21 protein-coding genes and 1 pseudogene are annotated in these 24,372 nt (G+C 69.2%); 9 read left to right on the forward strand and 13 right to left on the reverse strand.

Features of this window, described 5'->3' with window-relative positions; all coding sequences use genetic code 11:
* Positions 1-96: 96 nt before the first annotated feature.
* Positions 97-576: a GNAT family N-acetyltransferase gene (locus tag LGN10_RS12145; RefSeq protein WP_059581832.1), complete on the forward strand. Its 480-nt coding sequence runs from the start codon at positions 97-99 to the stop codon at positions 574-576.
* A gap of 135 nt (positions 577-711) precedes the next feature.
* On the opposite strand, the gene LGN10_RS12150 is transcribed toward LGN10_RS12145, so the two are convergent.
* Positions 712-3,513 (reverse strand): heavy metal translocating P-type ATPase, encoded by a 2,802-nt coding sequence (locus tag LGN10_RS12150; protein ID WP_226223531.1) that lies wholly within the window; start codon positions 3,511-3,513, stop codon positions 712-714.
* Positions 3,514-3,982: 469 nt separating this feature from the next.
* On the opposite strand from LGN10_RS12150, the gene LGN10_RS12155 reads away from it, so the two are divergent.
* Positions 3,983-5,419, forward strand: a complete 1,437-nt coding sequence (locus tag LGN10_RS12155) for a DUF1254 domain-containing protein (protein ID WP_226223533.1) — start codon at positions 3,983-3,985, stop codon at positions 5,417-5,419.
* 151 nt (positions 5,420-5,570) lie between these two features.
* A pseudogene (locus LGN10_RS12160) lies at positions 5,571-9,396 on the forward strand (DUF748 domain-containing protein).
* A 60-nt stretch (positions 9,397-9,456) separates the two neighbouring features.
* Here LGN10_RS12160 and LGN10_RS12165 read toward each other — a convergent pair.
* Positions 9,457-9,678 carry a hypothetical protein gene (locus LGN10_RS12165; RefSeq protein ID WP_011548933.1) on the reverse strand — a complete coding sequence of 74 codons (222 nt, stop codon included), beginning with the start codon at positions 9,676-9,678 and terminating at the stop codon, positions 9,457-9,459.
* 311 nt (positions 9,679-9,989) lie between these two features.
* Here LGN10_RS12165 and LGN10_RS12170 point away from each other — a divergent pair, with 311 nt between their 5' ends.
* Positions 9,990-10,184: a YqaE/Pmp3 family membrane protein gene (locus tag LGN10_RS12170; protein ID WP_059641396.1), complete on the forward strand. Its 195-nt coding sequence runs from the start codon at positions 9,990-9,992 to the stop codon at positions 10,182-10,184.
* A gap of 127 nt (positions 10,185-10,311) precedes the next feature.
* Here the strand turns inward: LGN10_RS12170 and LGN10_RS12175 are convergent, their stop codons facing one another.
* The 3 genes from LGN10_RS12175 to LGN10_RS12185 are packed head-to-tail and all read right to left on the reverse strand — an operon-like array spanning position 10,312 to position 12,921.
* Positions 10,312-10,491: a hypothetical protein gene (locus LGN10_RS12175; RefSeq protein WP_050012191.1), complete on the reverse strand. Its 180-nt coding sequence runs from the start codon at positions 10,489-10,491 to the stop codon at positions 10,312-10,314.
* The gene (gene cydB / locus LGN10_RS12180) at positions 10,463-11,470 is read right to left on the reverse strand and encodes a cytochrome d ubiquinol oxidase subunit II (RefSeq protein ID WP_060317393.1); all 1,008 of its coding nucleotides are present in this window, start codon (positions 11,468-11,470) and stop codon (positions 10,463-10,465) included. Before cydB ends, LGN10_RS12175 begins: the two co-directional genes overlap by 29 nt.
* A 29-nt stretch (positions 11,471-11,499) precedes the next feature.
* Positions 11,500-12,921 carry a cytochrome ubiquinol oxidase subunit I gene (locus LGN10_RS12185; protein WP_124658213.1) on the reverse strand — a complete coding sequence of 474 codons (1,422 nt, stop codon included), beginning with the start codon at positions 12,919-12,921 and terminating at the stop codon, positions 11,500-11,502.
* Positions 12,922-13,308: 387 nt separating this feature from the next.
* Between LGN10_RS12185 and ltaE the strand changes: the two genes are divergently transcribed.
* On the forward strand, positions 13,309-14,322 hold the full coding sequence (gene ltaE / locus LGN10_RS12190) for a low-specificity L-threonine aldolase (protein ID WP_059581849.1): 1,014 nt from the start codon (positions 13,309-13,311) through the stop codon (positions 14,320-14,322).
* 104 nt (positions 14,323-14,426) lie between these two features.
* Here ltaE and LGN10_RS12195 read toward each other — a convergent pair whose 3' ends face one another.
* Both LGN10_RS12195 and LGN10_RS12200 read right to left on the reverse strand, forming a co-directional pair.
* The gene (locus LGN10_RS12195; RefSeq protein WP_059581851.1) at positions 14,427-14,639 is read right to left on the reverse strand and encodes a DUF1059 domain-containing protein; all 213 of its coding nucleotides are present in this window, start codon (positions 14,637-14,639) and stop codon (positions 14,427-14,429) included.
* 160 nt (positions 14,640-14,799) lie between these two features.
* Positions 14,800-15,705: an HTH-type transcriptional regulator ArgP gene (locus tag LGN10_RS12200; RefSeq protein ID WP_059641408.1), complete on the reverse strand. Its 906-nt coding sequence runs from the start codon at positions 15,703-15,705 to the stop codon at positions 14,800-14,802.
* Positions 15,706-15,994: 289 nt separating this feature from the next.
* Between LGN10_RS12200 and LGN10_RS12205 the strand changes: the two genes are divergently transcribed.
* Together LGN10_RS12205 and LGN10_RS12210 are read left to right on the forward strand one after the other, a co-directional pair.
* Entirely contained in the window at positions 15,995-17,065 is a 1,071-nt protein-coding gene (locus LGN10_RS12205; protein ID WP_226223540.1) for a rhodanese-like domain-containing protein, read from the forward strand.
* Between the two features lie 127 nt (positions 17,066-17,192).
* Positions 17,193-17,852 (forward strand): glutathione S-transferase family protein, encoded by a 660-nt coding sequence (locus tag LGN10_RS12210; RefSeq protein ID WP_059641414.1) that lies wholly within the window; start codon positions 17,193-17,195, stop codon positions 17,850-17,852.
* A gap of 102 nt (positions 17,853-17,954) precedes the next feature.
* Here LGN10_RS12210 and LGN10_RS12215 read toward each other — a convergent pair whose 3' ends face one another.
* The gene (locus tag LGN10_RS12215) at positions 17,955-18,647 is read right to left on the reverse strand and encodes a phosphatase PAP2 family protein (RefSeq protein ID WP_226223547.1); all 693 of its coding nucleotides are present in this window, start codon (positions 18,645-18,647) and stop codon (positions 17,955-17,957) included.
* Between the two features lie 428 nt (positions 18,648-19,075).
* On the reverse strand, positions 19,076-20,308 hold the full coding sequence (locus LGN10_RS12220; RefSeq protein ID WP_059582200.1) for an MFS transporter: 1,233 nt from the start codon (positions 20,306-20,308) through the stop codon (positions 19,076-19,078).
* A 101-nt stretch (positions 20,309-20,409) separates the two neighbouring features.
* Here LGN10_RS12220 and LGN10_RS12225 point away from each other — a divergent pair, with 101 nt between their 5' ends.
* Entirely contained in the window at positions 20,410-21,393 is a 984-nt protein-coding gene (locus LGN10_RS12225) for a LysR family transcriptional regulator (protein WP_059581861.1), read from the forward strand.
* Positions 21,394-21,422: 29 nt separating this feature from the next.
* Here the strand turns inward: LGN10_RS12225 and LGN10_RS12230 are convergent, their stop codons facing one another.
* The 4 genes from LGN10_RS12230 to LGN10_RS12245 form a co-directional block, all read right to left on the reverse strand.
* A complete protein-coding gene (locus LGN10_RS12230; RefSeq protein WP_226223549.1) occupies positions 21,423-22,061 on the reverse strand; it encodes a 2-hydroxychromene-2-carboxylate isomerase in 639 nt (212 codons plus the stop codon).
* Positions 22,062-22,167: 106 nt separating this feature from the next.
* Complete coding sequence (locus LGN10_RS12235) at positions 22,168-22,644, reverse strand: SRPBCC family protein (RefSeq protein ID WP_226223551.1); 477 nt, start codon at positions 22,642-22,644, stop codon at positions 22,168-22,170.
* A 119-nt stretch (positions 22,645-22,763) separates the two neighbouring features.
* A complete protein-coding gene (locus tag LGN10_RS12240) occupies positions 22,764-23,249 on the reverse strand; it encodes an SRPBCC family protein (RefSeq protein WP_060317355.1) in 486 nt (161 codons plus the stop codon).
* Positions 23,221-23,586: an ArsR/SmtB family transcription factor gene (locus LGN10_RS12245; RefSeq protein WP_099318033.1), complete on the reverse strand. Its 366-nt coding sequence runs from the start codon at positions 23,584-23,586 to the stop codon at positions 23,221-23,223. The genes LGN10_RS12240 and LGN10_RS12245 overlap by 29 nt, the downstream gene beginning before the upstream one ends.
* A gap of 204 nt (positions 23,587-23,790) precedes the next feature.
* On the opposite strand from LGN10_RS12245, the gene LGN10_RS12250 reads away from it, so the two are divergent.
* Entirely contained in the window at positions 23,791-24,321 is a 531-nt protein-coding gene (locus LGN10_RS12250; RefSeq protein ID WP_226223553.1) for a GNAT family N-acetyltransferase, read from the forward strand.
* Positions 24,322-24,372: the final 51 nt, after the last annotated feature.

Genomic DNA, 24,372 nt, shown 5'->3' on the forward strand with positions numbered 1-24,372 from the left:
CGGCGCCCCTGCCTGCCCGTTTCCACCGCCGCGTCGCGCGCCGGTGCGAGTGTCCCGCTACACTGGAAGTCCGATTCCGTTCACGGCGACGGGGCCATGCTGCAGATGCGGCCGATGACGGCCGGCGAATTCCACGCGTACCGCACGCGAGCCATCGACGGCTACGCGCGCGATCTCGTTTCTTCCGGGCAAAATGCTGTCGAAGACGCGGCCGACCGTGCGCGCGCCTGTTTCGACACGCTGCTGCCGGACGGCCTGTTGACTGCCGGCCAGACCCTCGTCACGCTCATCGACGCCGCCACCGGCGACACGGTGGGCGACCTCTGGTACGCGATCGTGCCCGAAGGGCCGAACCGTACGCTGTTCATCTACGACCTCGACATCGTTCCGTCCCGGCGCCGCCAGGGCTGGGCCACGCGCGCGCTCGACGCGCTCGACGCCGAGGCACGCCGGTACGGCGTCACCGAGATCGGGCTGTCGGTGTTCAATCACAACGCGGCGGCGCGTGCGCTGTATCGCGCGTGTGGGTTCGTGCCGATTACCACGACGTTGATCAAGCCGGTCGTGTCGGGCTGAATCCGTCGGCCCGGGTGCGTCCTCACGTGCTGCCGGTTCGGCGCGCCGCATAGCCGGCCAACGCCGGCCCGCTTCCTTATCCTTCCTGTTGGCCGACCGCCCCGTTTGGCCATCCGGCAATCACCGCCTGCCGCCTCAACGCGCGCGGCCTTTCCATCTCCGCAACAGCAACGCGTTGGTCACGACGCTGACGCTGGAAAACGCCATCGCTGCGCCAGCGATCACCGGGTTCAGCAACCCGAGCGCCGCGAGCGGCACGCCGACCAGGTTGTAGACGAACGCCCAGAACAGGTTCTGCTGGATCTTGCGATACGTGCGTTTGGAGATGTCGATCGCGTCGGCGACGAGCGCCGGGTCGCCGCGCATCAGCGTGATGCCGGCCGTGTGCATCGCGACGTCGGTGCCGGTCGCCATCGCGATGCCGACGTCCGCCGCGGCGAGCGCGGGCGCGTCGTTGATCCCGTCGCCGACCATCGCGACGATCCCGCCGTGCGTGCGCTTCAGTTCCGCGACGACGTGCGCCTTGTCGTCGGGCAGCACCTGCGCGTGCACTTCGCCGATGCCGAGCGCCGCCGCGACGGCCGCCGCGCTGCCGTGGTTGTCGCCCGTCACGAGGGCGCTCGCGACGCCGCGCGCCGCCAGCGCTGCAATCGCGTCCCGGGCGCCCGGCTTCACGGTATCGCCGAATGCGATCAGCGCGAGCACCGCGCGCGGCGCATCGGCACGCATCAGCCACGAGATCGTGTTGCCGGCGCGTTCGAGTTCCGCGGCGCGCGCGTCGAGCGCCGACGGCACCGCGATGCCGAGTTCGTCGCGCCAGCGCGTGCTGCCGAGCGCGAGCCGCTGCCCGCCGACGTGTGCTTCTACGCCGCGCCCGGCCACCGCGCGCGCGTCGGTCGCGACGACCGACGCAGCCGCACCGCCATGTGTGGCCACCTCCGCCTCATGCGCGGAAACCACGGCTCGCGCGAGCGGATGGTCGCTCTGCCGCTGCACGGCCGCGGCGAGCGCGAGCGCTTCGTCGCGCGGCACGCCGACGGCGTCGAACGCCGTCACGGACGGTTTGCCTTCGGTCAGCGTGCCGGTCTTGTCGAACGCGATCACGGTCGTGCGCTGCGCGAGCTCGAGCGCCTGCGCGTCCTTGATCAGCACGCCGTGCCGGGCCGCGACACCCGTGCCGGCCATGATCGCGGCGGGCGTCGCGAGACCGAGCGCGCACGGGCACGCGATCACGAGCACCGCGACCGCGTTGAGGATCGCGGTTTCCATGCCGGCGCCGGCGATCAGCCAGCCGATGAGCGTCAGCACGGCGATGCCGAGGATCGCCGGCACGAACACCTCGCTGACGCGATCGACGAGCCGCTGGATCGGCGCCTTCTCGGCCTGCGCGGATTCGACGAGGCGGATGATGCGCGCGAGCGTCGTTTCAGCACCGATCGCGGTGGTTTCGACGACGAGCGCGCCTTCGCCGTTGATCGAGCCGGCCGTGACGGCATCGCCGTCGTCCTTCGGCACGGGCAGGCTTTCGCCGGTGATCAGCGATTCGTCGATGTGCGAGCGGCCCGACACGATCCGCCCGTCGACGGGCACGCGCTCGCCGGGCCGGATGCCGACGTGCGTGCCGACGCGCACCTGCGACAGCGGCACGTCGCGTTCGACCCCGTGCTCGACGACGCGCGCGCGGTCGGGGCGCAGCGCGTTCAGCGCGCGGATCGCGTCGGTGGTCTGGCGCTTCGCGCGCGATTCGAGCCACTTGCCGAAGCGCACGAGCGTGACGATGACGGCCGACGCCTCGAAATACAGATGGCCGGGATGCGCGGGATCGCGCAGCAGCATCCACAGGCTCAGCCCGTACGCGGCCGACGTGCCGAGCGCGACCAGCAGGTCCATGTTGCCGGTGCGCGCCTTCACCGCATGCCAGGCCGCGCGGTAGAAGCGCGCGCCGAATCCGAACTGCACGATCGACGCGAGCACGAGCTGGAGCCAGCCGGGCAGCATCAGGTCGATGCCGAACGGCGCGGCGAGCATCGGCGCGACGAGCGGCGCGCTCAGCACGGCGGCCGCGATCACGAGGTTGCGTTCGCGGATCGCTTCGCGGCGCTTGCGTGCGTCGGGGTCCTGCGCGGGGCCGGCCGGTCGTGCATCGGCGCCGATCGTTGCGCCGGCGGGCGAGGTGGCGGGAAGCGATGCACGGTAGCCGGCCGTGGTGACTGCGGCGATCAACGTGGCGGCATCGAGTGCGCCGGCGCCGTGCACCGACGCGCGCTCGGTCGCGAGATTGACCGTCGCGCGCGCGACGCCCGGCACGGCGGCCAGCGCTTTTTCGACGCGGCCGGCGCAGGACGCGCAGGTCATGCCGCCGATGTCGAGTTCGACGTTCGCGGGCGTGGCGGCCGGGACGACGGTGTCCGACACAGCCGGCGTCGCGCCATAGCCGGCCTGCTTCACGGCGTCCGCCAATTGGGTGGCCGAAACGCCGGCCGACGCGTCGACCGTCGCGCGTTCGGTCGCGAGGTTGACCGATGCGCGCGTGACGCCCGGCACCTTCGCGAGCGCCTTCTCGACGCGTGACACGCATGACGCGCAGGTCATCCCGTCGATGTCGAGTTCGATCGTCGCGGCGGCAACCGACGCAGGCGGTGGTGCCGCGTGTAACGCGTTCTCCGACGAAGGCGTGGCCGCGACCGTTTCGGTTACCGCTTCGCGCACGGTTGCGCGATAGCCGGCCTCGCCGATCGCGTCGACGAGCCGGCCGGGATCGACCGCCTCCTGCGCGGTAACCGTCGCCGCATGCGCGTCGAGATCGACCGCCGCATCGACGACGCCCGGCACGGCGGCCAGTGCGCGCTGCACGCGGCCCGTGCAACCGCCGCAATGCATGCCGTCGACGCTCAGCTCGATCGTTTGCAGCGCCGCGGAGGCGAGTGGTTCAGTCATATCGGATTCCCCAAAAGCGCGGTTCGTGCCGCGGATGGTTCCAGTATCAACATTCCCATGATGGTAAGGTCAAGTACCGGCGACGATGCGGCGCAAGTCGATGCACACAGGGTGTCACAACACGGAAAAAGCGATCGCCCGGCTTCCAGACGGACGGCCAGTGCGCGCTGAGGACCAAGCTTGACGCTCGCGAGGCGTTTACGGGCAACTGGCTGAGGGTGCCGGCGTTGTTCCGGATTTTTGCTGAATCCCGTGAAACGTTTCAGATTTTTTGACGGTTCAACTAGCGTTTCACCCGTTATTCGGCATATTGGGGGATGCCCTTAGGCGCTATGATACCGGCCTGACATCAGCGCCCACCGTTACGAAACGTTGCGAAACGGTCATCCGGGCACGCTGGGGTGCCTTGTTCGGGTTCGCGAGACGAACAAGGCGTTGACTGAAAAGAACGATATTCGGCCAGTAATCGATGATTGAAAACCAGCGAGAATCAGTTTCCCTGCGACGCGCGTGCGCGTCGCTGGCGATGGCGGCATTGCTTGCAGGATGCGCGTCGCAACCGGACGCGATCCAGCGGAAAACCGGCTGGATGCGCGCGGAAGTCGCCGACTCCTATATCTATGCGTATCCGCTCGTGCTGATGGACGTCGCGAAGGAAGCGGCGACGGGCGGCGACGGTGCGCAACCGGGGCAGGCGCCGCTCAACACGCTGCGCCACGCGCAGGCGCTGCCGCCCGTCGGCGCGGTCAACCCGCCGCTGCCGGGCGTCGACACGCTCGACTCCACCGGCTGGCTCGACGTCGCCGCCGAACCCGTGATCGTCACGCTGCCCGACACGCGCGGCCGCTACTGGGACGCACGCGCGCTCGACATGTGGACGAACGTGCTGTGGTCGTCGTCGAGCGTCGCGGCGCGCGGCCCCCGTGGCGCCGGGCGATCGCAAACGATTGCCTTCGCCGCGAAGGACTGGCAGGGCATGCTGCCGAAGGGCGTGCTGCGCGTCGACGTGCCGTCCGCCAATGCGTGGCTCGAAGTGCGGCTGCAGACGAGCGGCGGGCGCGACCTGACCAACGTGAAGAAACTGCAGCGCGCGATCCGCGTGGTGCCGCTGTCCGTCTACACCGGCGCCGAGCGCGGCGCGTCGGTGGCGGTCCATGCGGGCAGCGCGCCGTCCGAAGCGGTGGGCGGCGGCACGCCGGCCGAGCAGGTGGCCGCACTCGATCCGAAGGCGTTCTTCACGCGCTTCGCGCGGGCGCTGCAGGACAATCCGCCGCCGGCCGACGACGCGCACGCGCAGGAATCGCTCGCCGACATCGGCGTGACGGCCGGCTACCCGGTGCTGTGGACGGGCGACCGTCTCACGGCCGCGACGGCCGGCGTCGCCGAGGCGCGCGCGCGGCTCGCGACGCCGCCGTCGAACCTGCTGAACGCGAACGGCTGGACCTGGATCGGCGACACGGCCGGCAAGTACGGCCAGGACTACGCGCTGCGCGCGTACGCGGCCTACACGCAATTCGGCACCGCGACGCGCGACGACGAAACGCTCGCGATCACCCGCGTCGACAGCGACGGCCATGCGTTGAACGGTGCAAACCGCTACGTGCTGCATTTCGCGCCGGGTGCGCTGCCGCCGGTGCGCGCGTTCTGGACGCTCACGCCGTACACGACCAACGGCGCGCTGCCCGACGTCGGGTCGGCGCGCCGCTCGCTCGGCGATCGCGACCGGCTGCGCCGCAACCGTGACGGTTCGATCGACGTCGTCGTGTCGGCGTCGCCGGGCGGTACGCATGCGGCGAACTGGCTGCCGGCGCCGCGTACCGATTTCGCGCTCGCGTTGCGCCTGTACGCGCCGAAGCCGCAAGCGAGCGACGGGTCGTGGATGCCGCCCGCCATCGTCCGGAAATGACCGGTTGACCGCCGCCGTTGTCCGGCCGCCGGGCGCGGCGGCGGCGCCCGACCGCCGTACCGCCACCTCCTGAGCCTATACTTTCGGGATAGCGTGCGCGGCCGCCCGGTTTTCCGGCGCGGCCCGGCATCCATTCCCGAGGCATTCAAGCATGGCAAGCGCAGACAAAGAAACCTTACCCTCGACCCTCCATGCCCTCGGCGGCGTTGCACGCTCGCGCCGGACCCGGCGTATCGGCATCGGCGTGCTGATCTTCGTCGTTTTATTCGGACTGTTCGGCTTCTTCGCGGCGCCGCCGCTGATCCGCCATGTCGCCGAACAGCAGTTGAGCAAGCAGCTCGACCGGCCGGCCACGATCCAGCGCATCGTACTCAACCCGTACACGCTGAACCTCGAAGCCGAAGGCATCCACCTCGGCGAGCGCGGCGGCCAGGGCGACTTCATCGACATCGGCAAGCTCGTCGTGAGGCCGTCGTGGTCGTCGCTGTTCCGCGGCGCGCCGATCGTCAACGAAATCCGGCTCGATTCGCCGCGCTTTCACGTCGTCCGCTACGACGCGCAGCGCTTCAACTTCACCGATCTGATCGAGAAGTTCTCGTCGCCGTCGCCGACGCCCGACAGCAAGCCGACGCAGTTCTCGGTATCGAACATCCAGGTCAACGACGGCCGGATCGATTTCGACGATCGCCTGCTGAACGAAAAGCACGTCGTCGACCACTGGACGCTCGGCATTCCGTACATCGCGACGCTGGCCTCGAAGACGGACATCTTCGTCGAGCCGAAGCTGCGTGCGCGCTTCGACGGCAGCCCGATCTCGATCGACGGCAAGACCAAGCCGTTCGCGCAGTCGCGCGAATCGGAGATCGCGCTGAAGTTCGACCGGCTCGACGTGCCGAAGCTGATCTCGTACGTGCCGGCGAAGCTGCCGGTGGCCGTGACGAGCGGCCTGCTGAGCAGCAACCTCACGGTCAATTTCGTGATGAGCGGCGAGACGCCCGCGCTGCGCGTGTCGGGCACCGTCGACCTGAACGACGCGAAGGTGACCGACCGCGCGTCGGCGCCGCTGTTCGCCGCGCGCGGCGTGCACGTCGCGGCGGCCGGCCTCGAGCCGCTGCGCAACGCGATGCACTTCGACGAGATCCGGCTCGACCAGCCGGTGGTCGACCTGTCGCGCGACAAGCAGGGCGTGCTGAACGTCGAGAAGCTCGTCGTGCAGCCGGCCGCCGCGCCGAAGGCCGAAACCGGCAAGCCGGCCGCGTCGGCCGCCGCCGTTTCCGGTGCGTCCGGTGCGTCCGGTGCCACCGTCGCCGCCGCCAGCGGCGCGAAGGCCGAAGGCGGCGCCGCCGCGAAGGCAGCGCCGCCGCTCGACCTGACGATTCGCCATGTCGCGATCGACGGCGGCACGATCAACGTCGACGACCGCGTGCCGGCGACGCCGACCGCGATCTCGCTGACGAAGCTCGCCGCGACGCTCGACGGCTTCTCGCTGCAGGGCAAGACGCCCGCGAAATACACGCTGTCGACGTCGCTGTCGCGCGGCGGCGACGTGAAGGCCGAAGGCGCGTTCAACCTCGCGGCGAAGCAGGCCGACACGAAGCTGACGGTGGCCGCGCTCGCGCTGCCCGCGCTGCAGCCGTACCTCGGCGAGGCGACGCGCGCGCGTGCTCGACGGCACGCTCGGCGCGACCGTCAACGCGACGACCGACTGGGGCAAGACGCCGCTCGCCGCGGAAGTCGCCGACAGCACGGTCAGCCTGAAATCGTTGAAGATCGCCGCGCCGGACAACAAGGCGCCGGCCATCGTCCTGCCCGACGCAACCGCGAAGATCGCGAAGGTCGACGTCGCCGCGCGCACCGCGGAGATCGCCAGCGTCGACGCGAGCGGGCTCGCGCTCGACGTGAAGCGCCTGAAGGACGGCAAGATCGACCTCGCGGCGCTGGCCGAACCCGCGCAGGCGGCGGTGCCGCCGCGCACGGTCGCGCGCAAGGCGCAGGCCGCCGCGCCGTCGTGGCACTACCGGATCGATGCGCTGAACGTGAAGGACGCTGCGGCGAACTTCACCGACCTGTCGACGCCGCGCCCGGTGAAGCTCGCGATCAAGCCGCTCGACCTGTCGGTGCAGAAGATCAGCGACGACCTGACGAAGCCGTTGCCCGTGCAACTGAAGGCGACGCTGAACCGCAAGGGCGCGCTGAACGTGACGGGCGACGTGACCGCGCAGCCGCTGAAGCTGGGCCTGAAGATCAACGGCAACCGCCTCGACGCGGCCGCGTTCGAGCCGTATTTCGGCAGCGCGCTGAACGCGACGATCGCCAGCGCGCTGCTCAACGCGCAGGGCAACCTGACGTTCGCGCAGGTGAAGGACACGCCGCGCGCGACCTATCGCGGCGACGTCGCGCTGGTCGACGTGCGGATGCTCGACAAGGCGACCTCCGACCCGTTCGCCGGCTGGCGCTCACTCGCGCTGTCGAACCTGAAGGCGAACTACGACGAGAAGGGCACCGACGTCGACGCCGCGCGCGTGACGTTCTCGAACTTCTACGGCCGCGTGCTGCTGGACGCGCAGGGGCGGCTGAACCTGAAGGACGTGGTGGCGAAGGAGACGGGCCCCGCGCAGTCGCTCACGCGCGACGCGAGCAAGGGCGAACCGGTGCCGCTGTCGCCGGGCGTGACGCCGCCGGCCGCCGCGCAGGCCGCATCGGCCGCGGCCGCGCAGCAGGCGTCCGTGCCGGCCGCCGCGTCGGCGACGGTGGTCGTGAAGGCCGCGCCGCAGCCGCGGAACCCGGTGCGGATGCATTTCGGCGAACTGGTGCTGCAGAACGGCCGCGTCACGTACACGGACAACTTCATCAAGCCGAACTACACGGCGAATCTCGTCGCGATCAAGGGCACGGTCGGCGCGTTCGGCACGGATTCGACGACGTCCGCGCCGGTCGACGTCGCCGCGAACCTCGCGGGCAACGGGCCCATCTCGATCAAGGGCTCGGTGAATCCGCTGATCGAGAAGCCGGCGCTCGACCTCACGGCGACCGCGCACGACATCGAGCTGACCAATCTGACGCCGTATTCGGCGAAGTACGCGGGCTATCCGATCACGAAGGGCAAGCTCAACGTCGATCTGCACTACCAGCTCGCGAACGATCAACTGTCGGCGAACAACCACATCTTCATCGACCAGTTGACGTTCGGCGACCACATCGAGAACGACACGGCGACGAAGCTGCCGGTGAAGCTCGCGATCTCGCTCTTGAAGAACACGCGCGGCCAGATCGACGTGAACCTGCCGGTGTCGGGTTCGCTGTCGAATCCGGAATTCAGCGTCGGCGGGCTGATCTGGCGCGCGGTGCTGAACCTGATCGCGAAGGCCGTCACGTCGCCGTTCACGCTGCTCGCGAATGCGTTCGGCGGGGGCGGCGGCGAGGATCTCGGCTACGTCGAGTTCGCGCCGGGTTCGTATGTGCTGACCGACGCGCAGGAGAAGAAGCTCGACACGGTCGTGAAGATGCTGACCGAGAAGCCGTCGATCCGCCTCGACCTGATCGGTCGCGTCGATCCGGCGCAGGACACGCCGGGGCTGCGCGACGCGTACGTCGAGCGGCTGGTGCGCCAGCAGAAGCTGAAGGACGTGATCGGCCAGGGCGAGAGCGTCGATCCGATGTCGGTGAAGGTCGACAAGGCCGAATACTCGAAGTACCTGACACGCGCGTACAAGGCCGCCGACTTCAAGAAGCCGCGCAACCTCGTCGGCCTGCAGAAGACGCTGCCCGACGCGGACATGAAGCAGGCGCTCGCCGATCACGCACCCGCCGACGACAACGCGCTGCGTGCGCTCGCGCAGCAGCGCGCCCAGGCCGTGCGCCAGTATCTCGACGGCAAGATCGATTCGAGCCGCATGTTCGTCGTCGCGCCGAAGCTCGACGCGAAGGGCATCTCGGACAAGGGCGCGACGACCCGCGTCGACTTCGGGCTGCAGTAAGCGTTATCGCCAACCGTCATCCGCCGCCGCGCCCCCACCCGTCGGGCGCGGCGGCTTTTTTCAGCGCCCGGCGATCGCCGGTTCGCGCTTGTCCAGCTCCTTCCTCGCGGCCAGCGGCAGACGTGCGTCGTCCCACTGCGTCAGCCATTCGACTTCCTTCGCGGTGAACACCTGTCCATAGTTGCGCAGCGCGTACTGCAGCGCGTCGACGACGTGATGGCGAATGATTTCGGGGGTACGTGCATCGTCCAGCACGAACCGGAGGGCTTCCAGGGTCGACATACTCGTGCTCCGGGTCAGGGAAAACCCTTTATTACACGCCAATAGTCGCGGGCCAAGCCGAAAAAAAATCCGTCCGCGCGGGGCTGGCCCACGCGAGGGCCGTGGATTGCGACGCCTTCATGGGCGGCGACGGGCATCGCGCTCGTCGCGGTGTCGCGCGTGTCGCGCAGGGGCTGGCTGGTTCGGCGCGGGCGAGGGCATCGGCCCGGCGCTTCGCCCGGCGCGCGTCGTGCCCGGGCTTGAAACGGTGCGCGCAACCGGCCATATTGGCCGGGTATCACCCGTTCAACGACGTACCGAGAGGATCGTTCATGCGCCTTCTGCTTGCCCTGCTGCTCCCGTGGTTCCAGTTCTTCACGATCGGTCGCCCGATCGCGGGGATCATCTGTCTCATCCTTCAAATCACGATCATCGGCTGGCTGCCGGCCGCGATCTGGTCCGTGTATGCGCTGAGCCAGTACAAGACCGATCGCAAGATCGAGGCGGCGTTGCGCGAGCGGCCGTAGGAGGGGGAGGGAAGCGGCGTCGCGTCACCGGCTGGCTGGCGGGATCCGTGGTTGCGAGCCTGCCGGAATCGGCCGTCAACGACAAAACGGCCGCCCCGACCATCGTTCGACCGGGCGGCCGCTTCGCCTACTTCACCGCAAACAGCGTCAGGTTCATGAAGATCTTGAACGCATAGCCGAGCGTGACGGCGCCGATCACGCCGCCCGCCCACAGAACGACGAACCACATCCAGCCGCGCATCCGCGGCCGCGGCGCGCCGGGCTGGCCGGCAGTGGAATCAGTGGTGGTAGTAATGCTGGTCTTCATGGCGCACCTTGCCTCGGAATACCCAGTAACCCATCGTCGTGTAGGCGATGATGATCGGGAGGATAACCGCTGCGCCGACCAGCGTGAAGGTCTGGCTCGAACGCGGCGCCGCCGCTTCCCAGATCGTCATCGTCTGCGGAATCGCGTACGGGAACAGCGTGACGAGCAGGCCGACGTAGCCGAGCAGCACCAGCGCCAGCGCGAGCACGAACGGCGTCATGTCGTGCCGGCCGCGCACCGCGCGGCGCATCCACACCGCGCACGCGGCCACCAGGAACGGCACCGGCAGCAGACGCCAGAACAGCCCCGAATCGAACCAGCGCTGCGCGATGGCCGGGTCCTGCAGCGGCGTCCACAGGCTGACGACCGCGATGAAGCCGAGCAGCACGACGGTCAGCGGCCACACGACGCGATGCAGGCGGCGCTGCAGGTCGCCTTCGGTCTTCGCGACGAGCCAGCAGCAGCCGAGCAGCGCGTACGTGACGATCAGGCCGAGGCCCGTCAGCAGGCTGAACGGCGTGAGCCAGTCGAACGCGCCGCCGGCGTACACGCCGTCCTTCACGTCGATGCCCTGCAGGAACGCGCCGAGCGCGATGCCCTGGAACAGCGTCGCGCCGGCCGAGCCGCCGATGAACGCGAGATCCCACAGCTGCTTCGTGCGTCGCGCCTTCGCGCGGATCTCGAACGACACGCCGCGGAAGATCAGGCACACCAGCATGAAGATCAGCGGCAGATACAGCGCCGACAGCACCGTCGAATAGACGATCGGAAACACCGCGAACAGCCCGGCGCCGCCGAGCACGAGCCACGTCTCGTTGCCGTCCCACACGGGGGCGACGGTGTTCATCATCAGGTCGCGTTCCTTCTCGTCCGGGAAGAACGGGAAGACGATGCCGATGCCGAGGTCGAAGCCGTCGAGCACGACGTACATGAAGAGCCCCAATGCGATGATCGCGGCCCAGATTACGGTGACGTCCATAGGTTTTCTCGTATGCGAATGGGGTGGGCTCAGACGGTCTCGATCAGGTCGTCGACGGCCGACATCGGGCGGCGCGCGGTGTGATCGGGGCGCGTATCGGGCAGGTCGTGTTTCGCGTCGTGCTTGACGTCGGGCAGCGCCGGGCCGGCCTTCATCAGCTTCAGCATGTAGTACACGCCGGTGCCGAACACGAGGAAGTACACGATCACGAACGTCATCATCGACAGGCTCACCTGCTGCACCGACAGCGGCGACACGGCCTGCGCGGTGCGCATCACGCCATAGACGACCCACGGCTGGCGGCCGGCTTCGGTCGTCACCCAGCCCGCGAGCAGCGACACGAATCCGGTCGGGCCCATCACGAGCGCGAAGCGCTGGAACCACTTCGATTCATACAGGCGGCCGCGGCGGCGCAGCAGCCACGCGAGCGCGGCGAGGCCGATCATCGCGAAGCCGAGGCCGACCATGATCCGGAAGCTCCAGAACACGACCGTCGAATTCGGGCGGTCTTGCGGCGGGAAATCCTTCAGCCCGCGGATCTCGCCGTCCCAGCTGTGCGTGAGGATCAGGCTGCCCAGGTGCGGCACCTTCACCGCGTAGCGGGTCGTTTCGGCCTTCATGTCCGGAATGCCGAACAGGTTGAGCGCGGTGCCGCCCTTCTCGGTTTCCCACAGCCCCTCGATCGCGGCGATCTTCGCGGGCTGATGCTTCAGCGTGTTGATGCCGTGCTGGTCGCCGATCACGGCCTGCAGCGGCGCGAGCACCAGCAGCAGCCACAGCGCCATCGAGAACATCTTCTTCACGCCCTTGTCGCGGCGGCCCTTCAGCAGGTGCCACGCGCCCGTCGCGGCCACCACCAGCGCGGCGACGATGAACGCGGCGATCGCCATGTGGAACAGACGGTACGGGAACGACGGGTTGAAGATGATCGCGAACCAGTCGGTCGGCACGACGCGGCCGTCGACGATCTCGAAGCCCTGCGGCGTCTGCATCCAGCTGTTCGACGCGAGGATCCAGAACGTCGAGATCAGCGTGCCGATCGCGACCATCAGCGTCGCGCCGAAGTGCGCGCGCGGGCTCACGCGATTCCAGCCGAACAGCATGATGCCGAGGAAGCCGGCTTCGAGGAAGAACGCGGTCATGACCTCGTACATCAGCAGCGGCCCGGTGACGGCGCCGGCGAAGCTCGAGAAGCCCGACCAGTTGGTGCCGAACTGATAGCTCATCACGACGCCGGACACGACGCCCATCCCGAACGCGACCGCGAAGATCTTCGACCAGAACAGGCAGAGGGTTTTGTAGTACTGCTTGCCGGTCTTGAGCCAGCGGTATTCGAGCACGGCGATGAAGCTGGCGAGGCCGATGCTCAGTGCCGGGAAGACGATGTGAAAGGAGACGGTGAACGCGAATTGCAGGCGGGCCAGATCGAGGGCCGAAAATGCGGTGTCCATACCAGTTGACCGAGGCTTGACGATACCCGCCGGCGGGTGCCGACGGACCCCGGCGGACTGGCGTCGGGGTTGGCTGGAGTATGGGCCGCGATGTTGCACCGCGAAATGCGCCAACTCGTCGCAGATGTCCAGCCCGTCGCGCCCGGTTTTGCGGTAAATCCTTGATTCGTATCAAGAAGGCCGTTCGCCGCGCGTGCGGCTGCGGCGTGGCGGTCTGACGCACGTGCGTCAATATGGCGCGTCGCGTCATCGGAACGACGTCGCGCGTCCGGAATCGGCGCGTGCGGCGGCGGCCGGCAGGCGCCGCGCGAATTGCGTACACTCTCAGCTTCGTTTCGGCAGGGCCGGGCGCATCGGTTCCGGCTCGCGTTTACCCAGGGCACAGCGATGATCGATTTACGCAGCGATACCGTGACACGTCCGAGCCAGGCGATGCTGGCCGCAATGACCGCCGCCGAAACCGGCGACGACGTCTGGGGCGACGACCCGACCGTCCTGCGCCTGCAGGCGGTGACGGCCGAGCGGGCCGGCAAGGAAGCCGGCCTGTTCTTCCCGAGCGGCACGCAGAGCAACCTGGCCGCGCTGATGTCGCATTGCGAGCGCGGCGACGAGTACATCGTCGGCCAGCTCGCGCACACCTACAAGTACGAAGGCGGCGGCGCGGCCGTGCTCGGCAGCATCCAGCCGCAACCGATCGAGAACGCGCCGGACGGCACGCTGCCGCTCGCGAAGATCGCCGCGGCGATCAAGCCGCTCGACAATCACTTTGCCCGTACGCGCCTGCTCGCGCTCGAAAACACGATCGGCGGCCAGGTGTTGCCGGAAGGCTATGTGCAGGAAGCCGTCGCGTTCGCGCGCGGCCGGGGCTTGTCGACGCACCTCGACGGCGCGCGCGTGTGCAACGCGGCCGTCGCGTCGGGGCGCCCGATCGCCGAGCTGTGCGCGCCGTTCGACACCGTGTCGATCTGCTTCTCGAAAGGGCTCGGTGCGCCGGTCGGCTCGGTGCTGGTCGGCAGCCGTGCGCTGATCGAGCGCGCTCAGCGCTGGCGCAAGGTGCTGGGCGGCGGGATGCGGCAGTCGGGCATTCTCGCGGCGGCGTGCCTGTATGCGCTCGATCACAACGTCGAGCGGCTCGCGGACGATCATGCGAATGCCGCGCATCTCGCGGCCGGCCTCGCACGCATCGATTCGGTGAAGGTGCTGTCGCATGCGACGAACATGGTGTTCGCGCAATTCCCCGAAGCCGATTGCGCGCCGCTCGAGGCGTGGCTCAAGGAACGCGGCATCCTCACGCAGATGCTGTACGCGTCCCGCTTCGTCACGCACTGCGACGTGTCGCGCGCGGACATCGACACGTTCATCGACGCGGTCGGCGCGTATTTCGCGCAGCGTCGCGCGTGAGGCGGAATGCGCCGGCCGGCGACGGGCCGGCGCGACGTGGCATGACGCAAAACCCCGAGGGACGACGCGGCATGTAGGCGGTCGATCGTTGCCGCGCGGGCGGATTACGCTTGCGACGGCGTGTCGACGGGCGGCGTGCCGTCGTGGAACAGCGATTTCAGTTGCGTGCGCAGTTCGGCGCTGTCGGTGTGCTGGTGTACCGAGACCGCATGTTGCACGGCGGCCTCGAGCAGTTCGTTGTCGGAGTCGGCCGAAATGGCGACCGAGCAATGCATCGCGCTGGGAAACTCGCGGCAATCGATATAGCGGCGGGACATGATGTTCTCCTCACATGAAAGGGAACGGCCGGACCTGGATGATCGGCCGCGCGGCGCGTTCGCGAGGCCGATGGAAAAAGTATAGGCGGCGCGGCCGACTTTTCTCGTCGCAGTGCGCACCGCGCCGGCCGTGTCGATCGCCCGCGCGCCGGCCAGCGCGTCACGGCAACGGCGCGAGCAGCCGGCGCGCCGCTTCGACCACCCGCGCGGACAGCGACGCCATCGTCGGCGACTGCACGGTCCACGCGTGCCAGTACAGCGTGACGTCGGTCGGATGCGCGGGCGCGAGATCGACGAGCCCCTGCGCATCGAGCGGCGCGGCGCCGATGAGCGGCTCCGGCACCATCGCGTAGCCGAGCCCGTGCCGTACCGCCGCGAAGTGCGAATGGGTGCCCGGCACGTAGTGGCATGGATACGCGCCTTCGGGCAGCCCGAACTTTTCCTTCAGAAACGACGATTGCAGCGTGTCGCGCCGCGAATACGCGACGACGGGCGCGTGGCGCGCACTCGTGCGGTTCAGCCCGCGTGGAAACCAGCGCACCGCGAACGCGGCGGCCGCGAGCAGCCGGTAGCGCATCGTGCCGAGCGGCGTCGCGAGGCAGCCGCGCATCGGCTTCGGCTCGGTCGTTACGCAGCCGACCGCCATCCCGCTTTCGAGCAGCGCGAACGTGTGGTCCTGGTCCTCGACGATCAGCTCGAACAGGATCCGCTCGCCCGCGAGTACCGACGTCAGCGCGGGCAGGAACCACGTGCCGAGGCTGTCGGCGTTCAGCGCGATCGTCACGGAGATCGGCGATTCGCGCTCGGCCGCGAGCGTGCTCTGGAGGTCGGCCTGCAGCAGCGCGACGCGGCGCAGATGCTGCAGCACGCGCTGCCCGGCCACTGTCGGGCGGCACGGCCGCGTGCGCAGCACGAGCGGCGTGCCGAGGCTCGCTTCCAGCGCGCGGACCCGCTGCGTGACGGCGGACGCCGTCACGTGCAGGCGCACGGCCGCCTGCTCGAAGCTGCCGGTGTCGGCGACGGCCAGCAGCGCGGCGGCCTGCTTCGGATCGATCGTCATCGACATGTCGGGAGCAATTCCTGTGATCGGGGACGAGAACAGGCCGTAGTGTAAGGCAGCGTGCGTTGCCGTCCCGGCGCGGCACGTCGTTCGGCGGTGCGCGATTCGTCGTCGGAATCGGTTGCCGCGCATGGGGCGCGGCGGCGCGGGCATTTTGATCTACGCTGTATGAATGTGCGCGATGCCGCTCGCGCGGCGGCGATGTCGTCGTGCCGGCGCAGGCCCCTGACGACGCCATGCAGTGTGCCGATCCGACTACACCTCACTGAAGAACACGCGACGGAGCAATAAAGCAATGATCTTCCGGCAACTTTTCGACCCGCAGTCGTCGACGTACACGTATCTGCTCGCCGACGGCGCATCGCGCGACGCGCTGCTGATCGACCCCGTGTTCGAGCAGGTGCGCCGCGACGCGGCGCTACTCGACGAACTCGGGCTGCGGCTCGTCGCGACCGTCGACACGCACGTGCACGCCGATCACGTGACGGGCGCGTGGCTGCTGAAGCAGCACACGGGCAGCGCGATCGCGATCTCGGCGGCGAGCGGCGCGCAGGGCGCCGACCGCTACCTGAACGATGGCGATCGCTGTGCGTTCGGTGCGCGCTACCTGACCGTGCGCGCGACGCCCGGCCACACGAACGGCTGCATCAGCCTCGTGCTCGACGACGAATCGATGGCGTTCACCGGCGATTGCCTGCTGATCCGCGGCACCGGCCGCACCGACTTCCAGCAGGGCGACCCGCGTGCGCTGTATCGCGCGGTGCACGGCCGGCTCTTCACGCTGCCGGCCGCGTGCCTGCTGTATCCGGCGCACGACTATCGCGGGCTTACGGTGACGAGCGTCGGCGAGGAGCGGCGCTTCAATCCGCGCCTCGGCGGCGATCTCAGCGAAGACGATTTCGCCGGCTACATGCGCAATCTCGGGCTCGCGCATCCGCGCCAGATCGACGTCGCGGTGCCGGCGAACCTGCGGTGCGGCGTGGCCGCGAACGCGCCCGCTGCGCAGGCCGCACCCGGCTGGGCGCCGCTCGTCTATACGTTCGCCGGCTTCTGGGAAATCGATCCGCAATGGCTCGAGGATCATCTGCCGGCCGTGCAGGTCGTCGACGTGCGCGAGCCGGACGAATTTGCGGGCCCGCTCGGTCATCTGCCCGGCGCGACGCCGATTCCGCTCGGCGAACTGGCCGCGCGCGCCGGCGAAATCGCGCGGGACCGGCCGGTCGTGACCGTGTGCCGGGCCGGCGGGCGCTCCGCGCAGGCGACGGTGATCCTGAAGCAGGCCGGCTTCGATGCGGTCGCGAATCTCGGCGGCGGGATGCTGCGCTGGCGCGCCGAAGGGCGCGTCGTGATGGACGGCCGGTCGTAGCGGCCGAGGCCGGCTCCCTCGAAAAAAAATCCGGACCGGTGTCGAAACGGCCCGGCGCCGTTCGTCGTCCAGGTATCCGATCATGTGGCGCCGCCTGACACGGCGCCGAAACCCTGAGAGACCCGCGATGATGCCGACGCTTTACGCCCATCCCTTTTCGTCCTACTGCCAGAAGGTGCTGACCGCGCTGTACGAGAACGGCACGCCGTTCGACTATCGCGTGCTTGCGCACGACGATCCGAAGCCGATGCAGGAACTGGCCGCGCTGTGGCCGCTGAAGCGCTTCCCGGTGCTCGTCGACGCGGGCCGCACGGTGATCGAGGCGTCGATCATCATCGAGTATCTCGGCCTGGCGCATCCGGGCCCCGTGCGCCTGCTGCCCGACGATCCGCGCGCCGCGCTCGAGGTGCGGACGATGGACCGCTTCTTCGACAACTACGTGGCGACGCCGCAGCAGAAGGTCGTGTTCGACGCGCTGCGGCCGGAAGCCGAGCGCGATGCGCGCGGGGTGGCTGACGCGCGCGCGATGCTCGATACGTCGTACGCGTGGCTCGACAAGACGATGGCCGATCGCGAATGGGCGGCCGGCGATCATTTCAGCCTCGCCGATTGCGGCGCGGCGCCGTTCCTGTTCTACGCGGACTGGACGCACCGGATCGATCCGGCGTTCGCGAACGTGATCGCGTACCGCAAGCGCCTGCTTGCGCGGCCTTCGTTTGCGCGCGCGGTCGACGAGGCGCGGCCGTATCGTTCGTTCTTTCCGCTCGGCGCGCCCGATCGCGACTGACGGGCGCGGCCGTCGCACGGCGTGCCGCGGCCGCACAGGGCCGGCAGCGCGCGCCGGGGCGACGGAACGACAGCAGCAGCGGCAGCATCGCGCGCCTGCCCGTCACATCGTGCGCGTGGCCGACTGCGCGAGCGTCAGCAGTTCGTCGAACTGCGTGATCAACTCGAAGCACAGCAGGAACGCGAGCGTATAGGCCGGCGCGGGGAAGCGCCGGATCGTCTCCAGCACCTGCGGCGCGAAGCGCGAGCGGATCGCGTCGCGCGTTAGCAGCCACGCGATCGCGATGCCGATCGCGGCGCCCGCGATCAGGTCGGTCGGGTAGTGAAAGCCCAGATACGCGCGCGGCAGGCAGATGAATACGGCCGAATAGAGCAACGCGACGATGCCGACGCGGCGCGCGATGATGAAGATGCCGGTGGCGATCGCCATCCACAGCATCGCGTGATCGCTCGGAAACGAACTCCATGTCTGCAGGGTCGCCGCGCGCAGTCCGGCCGACGGGAAGTGCAGGTGCAGGTCGGGGTTGTAGATCGGCCGCACGCGGAACGGCAGCACCTGCGCGAGCACGCGGCCGACGGCGAGCGCGACGAGCCCGCTCGCGACGGTGGCGACGACCAGTTCGCGTTGCCGTTCGCGATGCGGGCCGGGCTGGAACCACAGCCAGCACAGCACGGGAACGAGCACGAAGCCCTTGAACGTGTAGAGGCCCGCGATCACGCGGATCGCGTGATTCATCAACGGGCCGAACGTCACGTGGGTGAGGAAGATCTGGATCGTGGTGTCGAAATCGTTCATGTCCTGTGCGACCCGGGCGGACGCGCAGCGCATGACGGGCGGCCGGCTGGATCGAAAAGCGCGCTCGCACGGAGCGCAACGGGGGGCAAGTATGTCACCCGTTATTTCGAAGAAAATGCGAAAAAATACCGGGATTCCCCTGATAAACCGGGGCTGTGTGGTGGGGCCGGATGGGCGAGCGCCGTGTGGTGCGGCAGGGTCGAATCGTCCGACGTTTGCGTGCGGCCATGCACGCGCGCTGGAAAAATATTTTGTTGAACTGGACAATTCGGCAGGACGGTGCGGACCTTGCGCCGAATGAGTGATTGCCGTGCCGGAGTGGCGCGAATCTGCCGGGCGGCGCGGCGTCATGCGTGTGCCGATCAAAAAAATAAAAAAAGCGGGCAAGCCTCATCGGCCTGCCCGCCGGCGTGACGCGATGCGCGGCTTCAGTTGCGCCACACCCGGACGGCGAGCGCGGCCAGCGACGTCACGACGGCCAGCGCGGTCACCGCATTCCAGCCCAGTTGCGCGAGCAACGAACTGCCGATTGCCGCGCCCGCCGCCATCCCGATGAACATGCCGACGAACAGCACCGCGTTGAGACGGCTGCGCGACGCGGGATCGATCCGGTAGACGATCGATTGGTGCGCGATCAGCGTGGCCTGGACGCCGAGATCGAAGCCGATCGTCGCGAGCGCGAGCAGCACGAGCTGCGCATGCGGCGACATCAGCGGCGCGGCGGCCATCGACGCGAACGACACCGTCGCGATCCCGATGCCGATACGCGTGACGCGCTCGGGGCCGTGATGGTCGGCCAGACGCCCGGCGATCGGCGCGGCCAGCGCGCCGGCGGCGCCCGCGAGGCCGAATGCGCCGGCTGCCGCGCTGCCGAGATGGAACGGCGCGCCGTGCAGCATCACCGCGAGCGTCGACCAGAATGCGCTGAACCCGACGGCCAGCAGCCCCTGGGCGAGCGCGGCGCGGCGCAGTGCCGAATGCTCGCGCCACAGCGCGCCGAGCGAGCCGATCAGCGCACGGTACGGCAGCCGCGTGGTCGGCTCGAAGCGCGGCAACCCGCGTGCGGCCACGGCGCCGATCACGGCGACGCTGGCGGCCGCGAGCGCGAACATCGCGCGCCAGCCGGCCGTCTCGGCGATGAATCCGGCCACGACGCGCGACAGCAGGATGCCGAGCAGCAACCCCGTCATCACGGTGCCGACGATGCGGCCGCGATGCGTGTCGTGAGCGAGCGTCGCGGCGGCCGGCACGACGTCCTGCGCCATCGTCGCGGCGAGGCCGATCGCGAAGCTCGCCGCGAGCAGCAGGCCGAGCGACGGCGCGACGGCGGCCAGCAGCAGCGCGACGACCAGCGCGGCGGCCTTGGTCACGATCACGCGGCGCCGGTCGAAGCGGTCGCCGAGCGGCGCGAGCAGCAGGATGCCGAGCGCATAGCCGAGCTGCGTGAGCGTCGGCACGAAGCCGATCGCCCGCGCCGACGCGCCGAGATCGGGCGCGAGCGCGCCGAGCATCGGCTGCGCGTAGTAGAGCGGGGCGACGCCGAGGCCGGCGGCGGCCGCGAGCAGCAGCACGAGCCGGCGATCGGGCATCGAATGGGCGGCCGGGCGGGCCGGGGCATGCGCCACGCGGGGCGCGGCATCGAGACGGGTCGGGGTGGACATCGCGTGCATCCTCGGTTGAAGAAGGGGTTGGACGCGAGTGTGGCGGTACTCGGCTGACGACGGTAGTGCCGCCTTGCGCACATTTGTTATACGCTCCACGAATGACCGAAAAATCTCCTCCCTCTCGCGCTGCTGGCGGATCTCCGCGCGTTCAGACGGTGCCGGTGAACGGTGCGGGCTATCGCTTCGAGCTGATGGAAACCTTCGTGCGCATAGTCGAGGCCGGCAGCCTGTCGGCGGCCGCCGTGCAGCTGCATACCACGCAGCCGACGATCAGCCGCCGGCTGCAGGCGCTGGAAAGTTCGCTCGGCATGCGGCTGCTGCAACGCACGACCCATACGATGCGGCTGACCGTCGACGGCGAGCGGTGCTTCAAGCAGGCGAAGGAGCTGCTGGCGAGCTGGGCGGCGTTCGAGGCCGATTTGCGCGGCGCGCAGGAGGAGCCGGACGGGCTGCTGCGCGTCGCGGTGCCGCACGCGTTCGGGCAGCAGCGTTTCGTTGCGCCGCTCGCGCAGTTCCTGCGCGACTATCCGCGCGTGTCGGTCGAGTGGCTGCTGCAGGACGAGGTGCGCGATTTCGTCGGCAGCGGCATCGATTGCGCGATCCAGGTCGGCGAGCCCACCGATCCCGGCGTGGTCGCGATCCGGCTGACGAAGGTGCCGCGTTTCGTGGTCGCCGCGCCGTCCATACTGAACGGCGCCGACGTGCCGGCCGATCCGGACGCGCTCGCCGCGCTGCCATGGCTCGCGTTGCGCACGTACTACCGCAACGAGCTCGCGCTGACGCATGCGGCCACCGGCGACACGCGGCGCATCGCGATCCGCCCGCGCATCACGACCGCGAACCTGTATGCGCTGCGCAGCGCGGCGCTGCTGGGCGTCGGCGCGTGCGTCGGATCGTCGTGGATGCTCGCCGACGATCTCGCGCGCGGCGATCTCGTGCACCTCGCCCCCGAATGGGAGGCCGCGTCGCTGCCCGTCTACCTGACTTATCCGCATGCGCAGTTCTATCCGTCGCGGCTCGTGCGGTTCGCCGCGATGATGCGCGAGGCCGTGCCGGCGCTCGTCGAAGGGCGCGACGGCTGAAGCAACGCGGCCCGGGTGGCGGTACGCCGTCAGCCCCGCCGGATCCCTTCGGGCAGCGCGCTGATGCGGCGCACTTCAGGCGAATCGAGCCACGCGCGCGACGTCGCGCAGTCGACGAACATGTCGGTCGCGTCCTCGCCCCAGAACAGGTCGCCGTCGAGCACGAAGGTCGGCACGCCGAACACGCCGTCGGCGATCGCGCGATCCGTGTTCGCGCGCAACGCGTCCTTGACCGGCTGGGCTTCGACGGCCGTCGCGCCTTCCGGGAAGCCGACGGCTTCGCACAGCGCGGCGAAACCTGCCGGCGTCGACACGTCCTCGCCGTCGCGCCAGATATGCCGGAAGATCCGCTGGATCGCGTCGCGTGAGCCGCCCATCGCGATCGCGAGGCGCAGCGGCTTGATCGGATTGAACGGGTGCGCGGGCGGCATCCGGAACGCAATGCCGAGCTTGTCCGCGCGGTATTGCGCATGCCGATAGGTGAACACGCGTTTGGCCGCGATCTCCGCCGGCGCTTTCTGGCCCCAGTGCGTGAGCAGCGCACCGAGCACGATCGGCCGCGGCTCGAACGCGGCGGCGGGCGGCAACCTGTCGAACTGTTCCTGCTGCAGGTAGGCGAACGGCGAAACGAAATCGAAATACCAGCTGGCGGTGCGCGGGGCGTTCATCGCGGGTGTCTCCTCGGGCGGATCCGGTTGTCGGTTGCACGGCAGTGTCGCACGCGGCGGCGTTTTGCGCCGCAGCACCGCCTTTCGTCACCGGAATGAACGACCGCTAAGCGGCTTCCACCAGCGCCGCGAGCTTCGCCAGCGCCATCTGCCAGCCGGTCTCGTTGTCGGCGGCCGGCACGCCGGGCGGTATGCCGTCGTGCACGGCGTCCACGCGCGTGCCGCCCGCTTCGTCGGACAGCGTGATCGTGATCGTCATCGCGCCGCGCAGCATCGGGTCGTCGGTTTCGAATACATCGATCTCGACGATCCGCTCGTCGGGCACGAGCGTGACGAAGCGGCCGTGATAGGTGTCGGTGCGCGCGGTGGTCTTGCCGGTGCCGGCCGACGGCGCGTCGTAGCTCAGCGACACGCGCAGCGCGCCGCCTTCCCGTGTGTCGTACGCGTGCACGCGGCACGTCATGCCGTCGGGCACCTTCCATTGCTCGACCGCGTGCGGGTCGAGCAGCGCGCGATAGACGCGCCCGCGCGGCGCGTTCAGGTGCCGGCTGACCTGGGTCGAATGCGTGTGCATGTGCAACATGTCACCTCCCGCGAAGCGTGCGAGACGGTGCACGCCGGCGCCCGGCGTGTCGTCATGCTTCCTTCAGGAATCCTAGGCGCGGGCGCGGCGGCATGCAATGACCGCACGCGAAGCGGCGTTCAGCGCAGCGTGGCGGCAAAGGCGTCGAGCTGCGTGATGCAGGTGTTCCAGCCCTCGAAAAAGCCGAGCGCTTCGTGGCGCTCGCGCGTCGCGGCGTCGGGGTGCATCACGCGCGCCTCGTAGCGGCTGCCCGCGTCGTCGTCGGCCATCGTGACGATCGCCGTGAAGCCGAGCCACGGCGTCTGCGGCCGCCAGCCGCCCGCGAGCATCGACGTGAACGCGATGCGCGATTCCGGCACGATGTCGAGGAAGCAGCCGGGGTTGTCGCTCGTGCCGCCATCGGGGCCGCGCATGAACGTATGGAAGGCGCCGCCCGGCCGCAGGTCGAACGCACGCACTTCGGTGGTCCACGGTTTCGGGCACCACCATTCCTTCAGCAATTCAGGGTCGGTCCATGCACGCCACAGCGCGCGGCGCGGCGCGCGCAGCGTGCGCGTGATGACGAGATCGTGGGCTTCAGCGGGTTCGACGTGGCTGGCTGACATCGTGCTCCTCCTGGTGACGGCGTTCGACGAATTCGACGAGACGATCGGATCGCGCTTCCCACTGCGCGCGCTGCGCGGCGAGCCATGCCTCGGCCTCGGTCAGCCGGCTGCCGACCAGCGCGCAGGTGCGCGAACGGCCGGCCTTCCGGGTCGCCACGAGGCCGCTGCGCTCGAGCACGGCGAGGTGCTTCATGAACGACGGCAGCGCCATGTCGAACGGCGCGGCCAGCGCGGAGACGGTCCGCTCCCCCTGGCCGAGCGCGCCGACGATCGCGCAGCGCGTCGGATCGGCGAGGGCGTGGAAGACGTCGCTGATGCCGGGTTGAAAGTTATCCATTTGGCTAAGTGTAGGCGATGTGGTCATCGGTGCAACGACAATTTTCGTCGCGTACGATGATGGGGCGGTAACGCGCGCCGGTCGGGCGCCGTGTTGCCGGACGCCTGCCGTCGTCGCGCGTGCCGCGACGCCCGGCCGGCGTCCGTTCCGATTCCGGCCCATGCCGAACCCGCGCGTGCGGCCCACCTGACTACCGGAGAGGGCATGACCGAACCTGTTATCGTCCGCCGCGTCGGCTCAAGCGAAGCGATGGCCTGTGTCGATGCGCTGGCCGACGTGCTGATCGATTGCGTCGAAGGCGGCGCATCCGTCAGCTTCATGCTGCCGATCGAGCGGGCGACCGCCGTCGCGTTCTGGACGCGTGTGGCCGAGGGCGTCGCGAACGACGAGCGCATCCTGCTCGTCGCCGAGGATGCGTCCGGCCGGATCGTCGGCACGGTGCAGATCGTGATCGCGCAGCCCGAGAACCAGCCGCATCGCGCGGACATCGCGAAGATGCTCGTGTCGCGGCATGCGCGCCGGCAGGGCGTTGCCGCACGACTGATGGCGGCGGCCGACGCGGCCGCGCGCGACGCCGGCAAGACCGTGCTCGTGCTCGACACGGTGACGGGCGGCGACGCCGAGCGGCTGTACGGGCGGGCCGGCTGGCAGCGTGTCGGCGTCGTGCCGAACTATGCGTTGATGCCCGACGGCGCGCCGTGCGCGACGACGTATTTCCACAAGCAGCTCGCGTAACGGCCATCGTCATGCAGCCGGTCGCGCCGGCGCCGTTGTTCGCCACGCGTG

It is taken from the genome of Burkholderia sp. AU32262 (assembly GCF_020419985.1).
GTDB lineage: Bacteria > Pseudomonadota > Gammaproteobacteria > Burkholderiales > Burkholderiaceae > Burkholderia > Burkholderia semiarida.